Origin of the sequence: Sphingobium fuliginis (assembly GCF_004152845.1) — a bacterium.
Lineage (GTDB): Bacteria > Pseudomonadota > Alphaproteobacteria > Sphingomonadales > Sphingomonadaceae > Sphingobium > Sphingobium fuliginis.
In genome coordinates, this window is sequence record NZ_SEON01000003.1 from 139,040 (window position 1) to 151,254 (window position 12,215).

Sequence of the window (12,215 nt, forward strand, 5' to 3'; positions counted from 1 at the left end):
GTTCAAACGTTATTCACGCGCCGACCCCTAATCGGCGTAAACAAAGGCCGCCTGTCCCCCGGGCGCAGAGGAGAAGATGAACATGCGTTTTGTTACCCCCGTGGCGCTCGCGCTGACTCTCGCGCTGGCTGGCGGCGCCGTTTCGGTTCCGGCATTCGCGGCCAAGAAGGAAGAAAAGAAGGGCGGCGCGCCCAAGCTGAACGTCTCGCCCGACGTGGTCAAGGCGCTGCAGACCGCGCAGCAAGCCGCCGAGAAGCAGGATTTCGCAGCGGCCAAGGCCGCGCTGGCCGACGCCGACAGCAAGGCCAAGTCGAACGACGACAAATATCAGATCGGCGCCATCAAGCTGAACACCTCCATCGCCGGCAAGGATGCGGCGATGCAGAGCGAGGCGCTGACCCAGATGCTGGACAGCGGCCTCACCCCGCCGGAACAGGCCGGCCAGTTCAACGCCGTCGCCGCCGACCAGGCGCTGCAGGCGAAGAATTACGATCTTGCCATCACCCGCGCCCAGGCCGCGGCGCAGGCCGGTTACAAGCCCGAAGCGGTGAATGTGACGCTGGCGCAGGCCTATTTCGGCAAGGCCGGCACCGCCAACGCTTCGGTCGAGCCGCAGCGTGGCCTGAACCAGCAGGGTCTGGCCGCGCTCAAGGCCGCGGCGGACGCCACCAGGGCCTCGGGCGGCCAGGTGCCGGCGCAATGGTACCAGATCGGCGTCAGCCGCGCGGCGACGGCGAAGCTGCCTGAAGTCACCGAATGGGCCAAGATGGCCTATCAGGCTGCGCCCAGCGGCGAAAATCTGCGCACGCTGATCCGTCTGTTCCAGCAGGCCAATCCCAATATCTCAAACCGCGAGAATCTGGACGTGCTGCGCCTGATGGCGACCTCCGGCGGCCTGGTCGTGGCGCAGGATTATCTGGAATATGCCGAAATGGCGTCGAAGACCGGCATCTATGGCGAAGTGAAGTCCGCGATCGACGCGGGCCGCGGCAAGGGCGTGCTGAACGCCAGCCAGGGCGGTGACCTGTACCAGCCTGCCGTGTCCAAGATCGCGGGCGACAAGGGCTCGCTGGGCACGGCCGAGGCCGATGCGCGCAAGGCGGCTAATGGCAAGATCGCGGCGGCCACGGCCGACGCCTATCTGGGCTATGGCGACTATGCCAAGGCGGCGGCGATGTTCGAACTCGCCAAGCAGAAGGGCGGCGTCGACGCGGACGAGATCAACACCCGCATGGGCATCGCCAAGGCGCTGGGCGGCGACAATGCTTCGGCCAAGGCGGCTTTCCAGTCGGTGCAGGCCGGTTCGCGCAAGCAGATCGCCGATCTGTGGCTGACCTATCTGGCCACCAAGGCCTGATCTTTGCCTGATGGAGGCGCGCTGCCCGGTCCGGGCGGTGCGCCTTTTTCATCTTCGAACATGATGACGGTCTGGCTGGAGCCAGGCGACAAGGGGGATGGCTGACATGGCCATGATGAGACATTCGAATCTGACCTGCGGGCTGCTGGCCGGCGCCGCCCTGATGGCGGCCGCGCCCGCCGTTGCGAAGAAGCCGGCCGTCGGCCCCGCGATCCAGATGTCGGACAGTTTCCGCGCCGCGACGCAGGCGGCGGACAGCGCGATCAAGGCCGGGGATGTCTCGACCGCGCAGGCCCAGATTTCGGGCCTGATGCCGGTCAGCGATTTCGAGGCCTATGTGGCGGCTGGCCTGCGGTTCCAGCTGGCGGTGCTGAAGGTCGACCGGCAGGCGCAGCGGGTGGCATTGAACGACATGTTCAAGACCTCCTCGGTGCCCAAGGGCGATATGCCGCGCCTGCGCTATATCGCGGGCTATCTGTCCTATATCGTCGGCAATTACGACGATGCGACGGCGCAGCTCGATTACGCCCGGACGCTCGGTTACGATCCGATCGACGCCACCATGCTGCGCGCGGACATCGCCATCCGGCGCAACAAGCCCAAGGATGCGCGAGGCTTCGTGCAGGAGGCGCTGGCGCGGCAGCGGACGGCCGGGCAGCCGATACCGGCCGCCTGGTACGACCGGGCGATCTCCATGGCCTATCAGGCAGGGGACTGGACGGAGTTGGGGGCGTTGTATCGGGAGCGCCTTGCCCATTATGATTCGGCAGGGGAATGGCGGTCCGCTCTCGCCAATTACCTGACGGCGCCCGGCATGGATGCGCAGGTGCAGCTCGACCTCTATCGCCTGCAGGCGGCCAATGGCGCCATGGCGAGCGAGCGCGACTACCAGGCCTATGCGCAACTGGCCGACAAGACGGGCTATAGCGCGGAGACCAAGGCGATCATCGAGGCCGGTCGCTCGGCTGGCAAGCTGACGCCGACACAGGCGGCGACGGCGCAATTGCTGAAGAGCGCAACGCCCAAGGCTGCGAAGGAAATCGCGGGCCTGCCCGCCGCGGCGAAGAAGGCTTCGGCGGCAAAGGACGGGTCGGCAGCCATGGCCGTGGGCGACACCTATTTCTCGCTCGGCCAGTTCCCGCAGGCGGTCGAGCAATATCGCCTTGCCCTGAGCAAGGGAGGCGTCGATGCCGGCAGGGCCAATGCACGGCTTGGCGTGGCGCTGGCGCGGTCGGGCGATCTGGCCGGGGCGAAGGCCGCACTGGGACAGGTGACGACGGGCAACTGGGCGAATGTCGCTGGCTTCTGGTCCGTCTGGGTGGATCAGCAGAGCAGGAAGACGGCCTCCATGCCGACGGTGGCGCCTGCGAGCTGAGGGAGAAGCCGGGCTGCTTATTGGCCGGAATTGGCCAATCCAAGACATTCCCCTCCCGTAAACGGGAGGGGTTAGGGGTGGGCGCGAGCGTAGCGAGCTTCTGACTTAGCCGTTGCAAAACAGCGCAGATGCCGCGCCAGCCCACCCCCTAGCCCCCTCCCGCCTGCGGGAGGGGGAATGTCCGTAATCCACCCCTGATCGTTACCCTTCAAACGGGCAGCGGCACGCCCGGCAGGTTCTTGGATGTCCTTATGGTGAGCGAGGTCTTCACGCTGACCACATTCGGGGCGGGCGTCAGTTTCGACGTCAGGAATTGCTGGAAGCTTTGCAGGTCCTTCGCCACCACCTTCAGGATGAAGTCGATTTCGCCGTTCAGCATATAGCATTCGCGCACCTCGGGCAGGGTGGCGATGTGGTCCTCAAATGCCTTCAGGTCGGCTTCGGCCTGACTCTTCAGGCTGACCATCGCGAAGACCGTGATGGTGTAGCCCAGCATCGATGGGTTGACCACGGCATGGTAGGAACTGATGGCCCCGCTTTCCTCAAGGGCGCGGACGCGGCGCAGGCACGGGGGAGCCGTCAGGCCCACCTTGCGGGCCAGCTCCACATTGGTCATCCTGCCGTCACCCTGCAATTCGCCAAGGATCTGGAGGTCGATGTCGTCAATATTGGGGCCGGCCATTATTCCGCTTATTTCCTTGCCAGTTAATAAGGCGTTACCATAATAATATTTCAGGACAATGCAATTGTCCCACTATGCGACGTTCGCATAAGAACCCGTCCGCGGCCCTTCCCCTTTGCGGCGCGAAGCATTATTCCTGTGTAACGATCTCTCCGGCGGAAAGTTTTTCAGCGCTGCGCCGGGGCTGGAATTTGGGGAATTCGGGTGCGCTTCAACGATCTCATGCAGACGGTTCTCGCCGCGGAAGGACGCAGCGGCATCGGGGCCGTCACGCTTTGGCGGCAATGCGTGGATCTGCTGGCGCAAAACGACCGGCACGACCGATCGATCATGTCCGATGCGGAGCGGGCGGCGCTGCTGGAACGGTTGACCGGACTGCTGCCGAAACTGTCGGAAACGCAGCGGATCGCGACGGTCGTGGAGTTGGGCGGTCGGTTGCGGTCGCCCACGCTGGTCGAATTCTTCGCCAATGACCGCCCGGCGATTGTCGCCGCCGCCATGTCCCGTGCGCGCCTTTCCGACGCGGCCTGGGTCGAGATGTTGCCGCGCCTGACGCCGACGGCGCGTGGCGTGCTGCGGTCGCGGCGCGACCTTGGCCCGGCGACGCTGCAGGGGCTGGAGGCGTTCGGTGCGACCGACCTGGTGCTGACCAGCGATGTCGCGGTCGAGCAGGAAGACATGCTGCTGACCGAGGCGATGATCGTTCCCGCCGATCCGAAAATCGACCGGCCGCAGGCCGAGCCGGTCGAGGAGGCGGAGGAGGATCGCAGCCAGATCCGCAATCTGGTTGACCGGATCGCACGCTTCACCAGCGCCCGGCGAGCAGGCGACGCGGACGAAGCGCCGCAGCGCCCCGCCATCACCGGACCCCGCGCCTTCGCCTTCGAAACGGATGCGTCCGGAACGATCGTCTGGATCGACCAGGGACCGCGGGCGGCGCTGATCGGCCTCGCGCTCAACGAGACGGCGCTGGAAGGCGGCAGCGGCCCGGATGGCCATGTCGCGGGCGCCTTCATGCGGCGCAGCGGTTTTCAGAACGGCCGCTATACGATCGTCGGCGGCACGATGGCGGGCGAGTGGCGGCTGTCGGCCACACCCTTTTTCGATCCGCGCTCCGGCCGCTTCCAGGGCTATCGCGGGCAGGCCCGGCGGCCCTATCTCCACGAAGTCGCCGCCGAACCCCGCGCCGAGCCTGTGTCCATCGCCGGCCTGTCCGCCGATTCGATCCGGCAACTGGTGCATGAACTCCGCACGCCGCTGAATGCGATATTGGGCTTTGCCGAGATCATCGAACAGGAACTGTTCGGTCCTGCAGGTCCCGAATATCGCGATATGGCGGGCAAGATCGCCGTGGATGCGCGGCATCTGCTGACGGCCTTCGACGATCTGGACCTTGCAGCGCGCGTGTCGCGGGGCGAGGGCGGGAACGAGGCGCCGCGCGCCATCGACCCCGCGCTGCTGGTGACGCAGGTTTCGGCGCGCTTCCGCGAGCAGGGGGACAGCGCGCAGATCGACATCGCCATGGCGCGGGGCCTGCCGATGGTGCAGATCGATCCGGTGCAGGGCGAGCGCATGATCCAGCATCTGCTGCGTACGCTCATATCCGTTGCACCGGCCGGGGAAGCGCTGACCGGCGCCTGCTGGTATCAGCCGGACGGGGCGGAAGGGCGCGTCATACTGGCCATCGACCGGCCATCGACGCTGGCGGGGATGGAAGAGGACCGGCTGCTCGATCCAGGCTATATGCCGGACGGCAATTGGGCGGACGGCCCGCTGCTGGGCCTTGGCTTTTCCCTGCGCCTGATCCGCAGCCTGGCGACGGGGTGCGGCGGGGCGCTGGACGTCGAACCCGGCCGTTTCCTGCTCGCCGTGCCGGCCATGGCGGAGACGGAGGATGCCGTCGGCAGCGCCTGACCTGCGCCGAGGGAAACCCTATCGCAACCAAATCCGGGTAGCGGTGGCGGGATGACGACGCTTTTCCATGACGGCAACCTGCTCCGCGCGCCGGCGGCGGAGGACAGGGTCACGCTCGATCCGGACTTCGGCACGCGCTTCATGCTGTTCGTGGATACGGAGGAGGAGTTCGACTGGAACGCCCCCTTCCGCCGGACGGGGCATGGCGTGACGGCGCTCGACGGAATGGCGCGTGGCCAGGCCTATTTCTCGGCGGCCGGGGTGAAACCCGTCTATGTGACCGACTATCCCGTGGTCGACAGCGACGCAGCGGCGGAACTGATGGGACGCTGGCTGGCCGATGGCGCGGCCGACATCGGCGCGCATCTGCATCCCTGGGTCAATCCGCCGCATGTCGAGGAGGTGACGGCCGCCAACAGCTATGTCGGCTTTCTGCCGGAGGCGGTGGAGCGGGCGAAGCTGGAAGCGCTATGCCAGCGGATTGCGGAACGTTTCGGCGCTCGCCCCATCGCCTACCGGGCCGGCCGCTACGGTGTCGGGCCCAATAGCGCCCGCCTGCTGGAGGAGGCGGGCTTCCGGCTGGACAGTTCGGTCCGCAGCCGCTTCGATTATGGCGGGCAATATGGTCCGGACTTCCGGGGCTTGCCGCAATATCCCTATTGGGCGGGACCCGGACGGCGCCTGGTGGAGCTGCCGCTGTCCACGGCCTTTGCCGGTCTGCTGCGCGGCGGTGGCGAGCGTCTGTACCGCGTGGCGCAACTCATGGGACCGATGGCTGGCGCATTGGCGCGCACCGGGATGTTGAGCCGCATACCGCTGACGCCCGAAGGGATCGACGCGCAGGAGGCGATCGCCGCAATCGACGCCCTGTTGGGGGAGGGCGTGCCGGTGCTGAATTTCAGCTTCCACTCCCCGACGCTGGAGCCCGGGCATACGCCCTATGTTCGCGACGAGGCGGACAGGACCGCCTTCTATGGCTGGTGGGACGCAGTGCTTGATCATCTGGACAGGCGAAATGTTCGCCCCGCGACGCTGGATGCGTTCCTTAACGCAGTCCAGCCGCGAGGACAGGCTTGCCAAGCGGCCTGATGCTGCCTATCCGGGCAACAAGGTGGGGCCTGTAGCTCAATGGTTAGAGCTGGCCGCTCATAACGGCTAGGTTGCGGGTTCGAGTCCTGCCGGGCCCACCAATTTCTTCACACCGTCGATCTGCTTGGCCAGACATATCTTGCGCAAGCGTGCAGGGTTCATGACGCCTGCCGCCCGATCTGGAAAAGCGCAGGGCGGTTATAATTTGTGCAACGCAAAAATTTCGCTTGCGACTCGGATGAATCGGTGACAGCTTCCCTCCCGTCGAAGCAGGGGCGCTTCGGCACATAGGTTGGGCCTGCCGATGACGGTCAGGGTTCAGCTTCGGTTGATGAAAAGACCGACATGGCAATGACGCCGCCTGGACACGGTCCGATGACCTTCGTTCCGGCGGCTTTTTTATTGGGTTTTCGCTGGCGGCATGGATGCTGCCGGGCGGCTTTCGGCATCGATTTTCGTGCGCTGGATCGCTTCCGGCGATGGCTGGTTGCGCGCTGCTTCCGGCGGTCACGGGCAACAAGGAAAGGACATCAGGGAATGGCAGAGGGGGATAATCAGCATGGCGTCAGCCGGCGCGGGCTGCTGAAGAGGAGCGGAACGGCGGCGCTGCTCGCTGCGGTGCAGCAGGCATTTCCATCGGGGGCGTTCGCAGCCGGGGCAGGACCGGAAGTCACGGGCGCCAAGCTGGGCTTCATCGCGCTGACCGATGCGGCGCCGCTGATCATCGCCAGGGAACTGGGCTTCTTCGCCAAATATGGCATGCCCGACGTGCAGGTGGCGAAGCAGGCGAGCTGGGGCGCGACCCGCGACAATCTGGTGCTGGGAAGCGCGGGCGGCGGCATCGACGGGGCGCATATCCTGACGCCCATGCCCTATCTGCTGACGCTGGGCGCGATCGGCAAGGCGACGCCGATGAGCATCCTCGCCCGCCTTAATGTCAACGGCCAGGCGATCTCCGTATCCAAGGAATATCTGGGGGCCAGGGCGGACCTCAACGCCGGAAAGATGAAAGGCGTGATCGCCCAGCGCAAGGCGGCCGGCAAGAAGATCTCCATGGCGATGACTTTCCCCGGCGGCACGCATGACATGTGGCTGCGCTATTGGCTGGCGGCCGGCGGGATCGATCCGGACAAGGATGTCGAACTGATCACCGTGCCGCCGCCGCAGATGGTGGCGAACATGAAGGCCGACACGATGGACGCCTTCTGCGTGGGCGAGCCGTGGAACGACCAGCTCGTCGCGCAGCAACTGGGCTACACCGCCGTTTCGACCGGCCAGATGTGGATGAACCACCCCGAAAAGAGCTTCGCCATGCGGTCCGACTGGGTGACGAAATATCCCAGGGCGGCGCTGGCGATCACGGCGGCGATCATCGAGGCGCAGCGATGGGCGGACAATCCCGGCAATATCGCGCGACTGGCCGGGACGATTGCGGGGCGCGACTATCTGAAGTGCCCGATCACCGACATTGCCGACCGCCTGCAGGGCAATTTCACCATGGGCGACGGACGGAAATTCCCGAACGCGGCGTTCAGGATGAAGTTTTTCGCGGGTTACGCCTCCTTCCCCTACAAGAGCCACGATCTCTGGTTCCTCACGGAGAACCAGCGCTGGGGCAAGCTGCCCATGACGTTGGATAGCAAGGGCGTGATCGCGAAGGTCAACCGGTCCGACATCTGGCGCAAGGCCGCCGCGATGCTGGGCGGCAAGGGCCCGGCCAGCGACAGCCGCGGCGTCGAGAAATTCTTCGACGGCAAGACCTTCGATCCCGCCAACCCCAAGGCCTATCTCGCCAGCCTGGCGATCAAGCGCGTATGATGAAGGAGATCAGCATGGCATCGCCATCGCCCGGCAGGATGAGTGGGCCGTCGGCTTCGACCGGCGGGTCCAGCACCGAATTGGGTGTCATCCTGCCCTATCCCGAGCAAGCCATCGCCCGCCGCAGTTTCGAGCCGGTGGCAGCGCCCGAGCATCCGCTGATCCGCGCAGCGCGATCCGGGGCGGCCAGCATGCTGCCGACCATGGTGATGATCGCGGGGCTGCTGGCCTTCTGGCAGTTGCTCTGCGGATCGCCGAGCGCGACGTTCCCCAGTCCGCTCGCCGTCTGGCAGGAAAGCCATGACGTCATCATGCATCCGTTCAAGGGCGTGGAGATCGGCCTTACCCATTTCAGCATCCAGGACGGCGGCGACGTCGGCATTGCCGGCCATGTGCTGACCAGCCTCAGCCGCGTGCTGATCGGCTACAGCATCGCGGCGGTCATCGGCGTGGCGCTGGGCATCCTGATCGGGCAGAGCGTCTTCGCCTTCCGCGCGCTCGACCCGCTGTTCCAGGTGCTGCGCACCGTGCCGCCGCTGGCATGGCTGCCGATCAGCCTCGCCATCTTCCAGCAGGCGCAGCCCTCCGCCATCTTCCTGATCTTCATCACCGCGATCTGGCCGATCATATTGAACACGGCGGCAGGGGTGCAGACCATTCCGGCCGCCTATCGCAACGTCGCCAAGGTGCTGGCGCTCAATCCGATCGAATATTTCGTGCGCATCATGCTGCCCGCCACCGTGCCGCACATGTTCACCGGTCTTCGCATCGGCGTCGGCATGAGCTGGCTGGCCATCGTCGCGGCCGAGATGGTGCAGGGCGGCACCGGCGTCGGCTTCTTCATCTGGGACAGCTACAACAGTTCGCTGCTGACCGACACCATCGTCGCGCTGATCTGGATCGGCATGGTGGGCTTCGCGCTGGACCGCATCGTCGCCTTTGCAGGCCGCATCATCGGCCGCGCAGGCTGACAGGGGAGGGCATTTTCATGAAACAGCGCAGCTATCTCGCGCTTGAGGGCGTCACCGTCGAATTTCCGACCAGGGCAGGGCGCTTCTGCGCGCTCGACGGGATCGATCTGGAGGTTGAAAAGGGCCAGTTCGTGGCGCTGATCGGCCATTCCGGCTGCGGCAAGTCGACGCTGCTCAATGCGGTCGCCGGGCTGGTCGAGCCGACGCGGGGAGCGATCTTCCTCGACGGCGAACTGGTCGACGCGCCGGGGCCGGATCGGGCGGTCGTCTTTCAGGACCATAGCCTGCTGCCCTGGCTGACGGTCGAGGAGAATGTGCGTCTGGCCGTCGACAAGACGGCGGGCGGCAGGAACAGGGTCGAACGCAGGGATTGGGTCATGCACAATCTGGAACTGGTCCAGATGGCCCATGCCGCGGGCAGGCGGCCCGGCGAACTGTCGGGCGGCATGAAGCAGCGCGTCGGCATCGCCCGCGCCATCGCCATGAACCCACGCGTCCTGCTGATGGACGAACCTTTCGGCGCGCTCGACGCGCTGACACGGGCGGCGCTTCAGGACGTGGTCATGGATTTGCAGGCGCGGCTGAACAACACCGTGCTGATGATCACCCATGATGTCGACGAAGCGGTGCTGCTGGCTGACCGGGTCGTCATGATGACCAACGGCCCGGCGGCGCGGATCGGGGAGGACCTTGCCGTGGCGCTGGCCCGTCCCCGGAACCGGCTGGAGGCTGTCGACACGGCCCAATATGCCGAAGCGCGTTCCGCCGTCATCCACTTCCTGCACGAGCGCTACCGCAATCCGGCGACGCTTGCCGCCTGAAATCCGGTTTGGAGAGGACGCCCTGAACAGGCCCGGAAAGGCCATCGGGAGCAAATGAAGGGGGATTTATGAAGAAGGTTTCTTTCCTGTTTTCGGCGTCGGCCCCAATAATGGGACTGTCCGCGATCGCGGGGCCGGCGCTGGCGCAGGATGTCGTTTTCAAGCCGATCGTGGAGGCCCGCCTGCGGTACGAAACGGTCGATCAGGCGGGCCCGGCGCCGCTCAGCACCAGCCGCGATGCCCATTCCGTGACGATGCGGCTGCGCGCGGGCGGGGAGGTTTCGAAGGGTCCCTGGGCCTTCCTGGCCGAAGCCGAAGGCACGCTGGCGATCGATGAGGACTATAATAGCGGCGTCAACGGAAAGACGCTCTATCCCATCGTAGCCGATCCGGAGACAGTCGAGGCCAACCGGGTGCAGATCCAGTACCGCACAAAGCCGCTGGTCGTGACCATGGGCCGTCAGCGGATCAACCTGGACGACCAGCGCTTCGTCGGCTCCGTCGCCTGGCGGCAGAATGAGCAGACCTTCGATGCCGTGCGCATCGAATATATGGGGATCAAGAACCTGAAGGTCGACCTCAGCTACGCGATAGCGGCGCGGACGATCTGGGGCATGGACGGCGGCAAGTTCGGTTCGGCCAACCGGCCGACGGACATCAAGGGCGACGATGTCTTCGCCAACATCTCCTACAAGACCAAGCTCGGGACTCTGACCGGCTTCGCCTATCTGGTGGACGAGGATGAGGCGGTGGCCGCGCTGAGGCGCAACAGCAGCCAGACCTATGGCCTGCGCTTCACCGGTGCGCAGCCGCTGGCGAAGAAGGTGAAGCTCAGCTACCTCGCCAGCTATGCGCGGCAGAGCGACCATGCGACCAATCCTGTCGATTATTCGGCGGATTTCGTCACGGCGGAACTGGGGCTGGACATTGCCGCCTTCAAGTTGACGGCGGGCTATGAATTGCTGGGGTCGGATGCGGGCGCGACCGGCATCGCGGGCGGTTTCGCCTTCCAGACGCCCTTTGCCACGCTGCACAAGTTCAACGGCTGGGCCGACAAGTTCCTGACCACGCCCGGCACCGGCATTCAGGATTATTATGCCGGCGTCGCCTATACCGTGCCTAAGGTGGGCAAGGCCGGACCGCTGGTCGCTTCCTTCATCTACCACCGGTTCAGCAGCGACCGGCTGTCGATCCATTATGGCGACGAATATGATGCGCAGGTGACGCTGAAGCTGAACAAGCATCTGAGCGCGCTCGTCAAATATGCGGATTATGATCGCAAGGGGATCGCCAGCTACACCGGCGATGCCGATACCAGGAAGTTCTGGGCGCAGATCGACTACGCGCTCTGACATTTGCCTGCGGCTCCAGGGCCGCCGTGGCGGGCCATCGCTGCCGGATCAAGGGACCGGCGGCGGTGGCCTTCACCTGTTGCCAACGCCTGTTGCCACCGCCCGCTGCCGGGCTGCTCCGGGCCGCATGGGCAAGGGCGCGGCATCGGCGGAACCTCCTGGCTTCCCTGCTCGTTGAGCCTGCGAAAGCAATAGCAGGCGATGGAGGATCGACAGGATGGGCAAGGGCATTTTGCTGTGGTTGCTGGGCGTGCCCATTCCCATCATCATTATCCTGTGGCTGCTGTTCCGCTGAACAGGCCGTCGCTCAGCCTGCCGGAAGAGCCCGGTATCCAGGGTAATGGTCGGGGAGACAGGATTCGAACCTGCGACATCCTGCTCCCAAAGCAGGCGCGCTACCAGACTGCGCTACTCCCCGGCGCTCGCGGGCCTTAGCGGCGAAGCAGGCCGCACGTCAATCGCGCTTTTGGCCCCAATCCCGCCCGCATAGAAAAAGGGCGGATCGTACCAAGACGATCCGCCCTTTCGAAAATCTCGCTGGAGCGAAGATTATTCGGCGTTCGCGGCGTTGCCGGCGACGTTCGCAGCGTTGGCGGCGTTGTCGGCAGCGTTCGCGGCGTTGTCGGCAGCGTTGGTGGCGTTTTCGACAACGTTCTCAACAACAGCGTTCGAAGCGTTCGCGGTCTCGTTGGCCGGCTTCTCACCGCAAGCGGCGAGGGCCATCAGGCCGGCCGAAGCGAAAACAACAGCGATCTTCTTCATTGTGTACGGCTCCCATAGCATTTTGCCGCGTCGTCACACCAAAATCGTGACTTACGCGAGCGACCCGCATTAAC

Annotated in this window: 10 protein-coding genes and 2 tRNA genes; 9 read left to right on the forward strand and 3 right to left on the reverse strand. The window is 65.2% G+C overall.

Annotation, left to right across the window (positions count from 1 at the left end):
- Window positions 1-76: 76 nt before the first annotated feature.
- Together EWH10_RS09570 and EWH10_RS09575 are read left to right on the forward strand one after the other, a co-directional pair.
- Window positions 77-1,357: a hypothetical protein gene (locus EWH10_RS09570; protein ID WP_065846831.1), complete on the forward strand. Its 1,281-nt coding sequence runs from the start codon at window positions 77-79 to the stop codon at window positions 1,355-1,357.
- Between the two features lie 106 nt (window positions 1,358-1,463).
- Window positions 1,464-2,732 (forward strand): hypothetical protein, encoded by a 1,269-nt coding sequence (locus tag EWH10_RS09575; protein WP_044663121.1) that lies wholly within the window; start codon window positions 1,464-1,466, stop codon window positions 2,730-2,732.
- Between the two features lie 208 nt (window positions 2,733-2,940).
- On the opposite strand, the gene EWH10_RS09580 is transcribed toward EWH10_RS09575, so the two are convergent.
- Window positions 2,941-3,414: an Lrp/AsnC family transcriptional regulator gene (locus tag EWH10_RS09580; RefSeq protein ID WP_025551551.1), complete on the reverse strand. Its 474-nt coding sequence runs from the start codon at window positions 3,412-3,414 to the stop codon at window positions 2,941-2,943.
- Between the two features lie 222 nt (window positions 3,415-3,636).
- Between EWH10_RS09580 and EWH10_RS09585 the strand changes: the two genes are divergently transcribed.
- The 7 genes from EWH10_RS09585 (at window position 3,637) to EWH10_RS09615 (ending at window position 11,379) form a co-directional block, all read left to right on the forward strand.
- Window positions 3,637-5,328, forward strand: coding sequence for a sensor histidine kinase (locus tag EWH10_RS09585; RefSeq protein ID WP_082166370.1), 1,692 nt, complete (start codon window positions 3,637-3,639; stop codon window positions 5,326-5,328).
- Between the two features lie 51 nt (window positions 5,329-5,379).
- The gene (locus EWH10_RS09590) at window positions 5,380-6,417 is read left to right on the forward strand and encodes a polysaccharide deacetylase family protein (RefSeq protein WP_044662109.1); all 1,038 of its coding nucleotides are present in this window, start codon (window positions 5,380-5,382) and stop codon (window positions 6,415-6,417) included.
- A 25-nt stretch (window positions 6,418-6,442) separates the two neighbouring features.
- Window positions 6,443-6,518 (forward strand) — tRNA-Ile (locus tag EWH10_RS09595).
- Between the two features lie 436 nt (window positions 6,519-6,954).
- Window positions 6,955-8,235 carry a CmpA/NrtA family ABC transporter substrate-binding protein gene (locus EWH10_RS09600; RefSeq protein ID WP_048578706.1) on the forward strand — a complete coding sequence of 427 codons (1,281 nt, stop codon included), beginning with the start codon at window positions 6,955-6,957 and terminating at the stop codon, window positions 8,233-8,235.
- 14 nt (window positions 8,236-8,249) lie between these two features.
- Entirely contained in the window at window positions 8,250-9,206 is a 957-nt protein-coding gene (gene ntrB, locus EWH10_RS09605) for a nitrate ABC transporter permease (protein WP_053085683.1), read from the forward strand.
- A gap of 17 nt (window positions 9,207-9,223) precedes the next feature.
- Window positions 9,224-10,027, forward strand: coding sequence for an ABC transporter ATP-binding protein (locus EWH10_RS09610; protein ID WP_044662303.1), 804 nt, complete (start codon window positions 9,224-9,226; stop codon window positions 10,025-10,027).
- 68 nt (window positions 10,028-10,095) lie between these two features.
- Entirely contained in the window at window positions 10,096-11,379 is a 1,284-nt protein-coding gene (locus EWH10_RS09615) for an alginate export family protein (protein ID WP_044662304.1), read from the forward strand.
- Between the two features lie 341 nt (window positions 11,380-11,720).
- Here the strand turns inward: EWH10_RS09615 and EWH10_RS09620 are convergent.
- Together EWH10_RS09620 and EWH10_RS09625 are read right to left on the reverse strand one after the other, a co-directional pair.
- Window positions 11,721-11,797: transfer RNA gene (locus tag EWH10_RS09620), tRNA-Pro, on the reverse strand.
- A 131-nt stretch (window positions 11,798-11,928) separates the two neighbouring features.
- Complete coding sequence (locus EWH10_RS09625) at window positions 11,929-12,141, reverse strand: hypothetical protein (RefSeq protein WP_007689093.1); 213 nt, start codon at window positions 12,139-12,141, stop codon at window positions 11,929-11,931.
- Between the last annotated feature and the right edge of the window lie 74 nt (window positions 12,142-12,215).

What these genes read in the sequence shown, in the direction of transcription:
- EWH10_RS09570 (WP_065846831.1), top strand. Translation starts at nt 77, where the DNA reads ATGAACATGCGTTTTGTTACCCCCGTGGCGCTCGCGCTGACTCTCGCG.
- EWH10_RS09575 (WP_044663121.1), top strand. Translation starts at nt 1,464, where the DNA reads ATGGCCATGATGAGACATTCGAATCTGACCTGCGGGCTGCTGGCCGGC.
- EWH10_RS09580 (WP_025551551.1), bottom strand. Translation starts at nt 3,414, where the DNA reads ATGGCCGGCCCCAATATTGACGACATCGACCTCCAGATCCTTGGCGAA.
- EWH10_RS09585 (WP_082166370.1), top strand. Translation starts at nt 3,637, where the DNA reads ATGCAGACGGTTCTCGCCGCGGAAGGACGCAGCGGCATCGGGGCCGTC.
- EWH10_RS09590 (WP_044662109.1), top strand. Translation starts at nt 5,380, where the DNA reads ATGACGACGCTTTTCCATGACGGCAACCTGCTCCGCGCGCCGGCGGCG.
- EWH10_RS09600 (WP_048578706.1), top strand. Translation starts at nt 6,955, where the DNA reads ATGGCAGAGGGGGATAATCAGCATGGCGTCAGCCGGCGCGGGCTGCTG.
- ntrB (WP_053085683.1), top strand. Translation starts at nt 8,250, where the DNA reads ATGGCATCGCCATCGCCCGGCAGGATGAGTGGGCCGTCGGCTTCGACC.
- EWH10_RS09610 (WP_044662303.1), top strand. Translation starts at nt 9,224, where the DNA reads ATGAAACAGCGCAGCTATCTCGCGCTTGAGGGCGTCACCGTCGAATTT.
- EWH10_RS09615 (WP_044662304.1), top strand. Translation starts at nt 10,096, where the DNA reads ATGAAGAAGGTTTCTTTCCTGTTTTCGGCGTCGGCCCCAATAATGGGA.
- EWH10_RS09625 (WP_007689093.1), bottom strand. Translation starts at nt 12,141, where the DNA reads ATGAAGAAGATCGCTGTTGTTTTCGCTTCGGCCGGCCTGATGGCCCTC.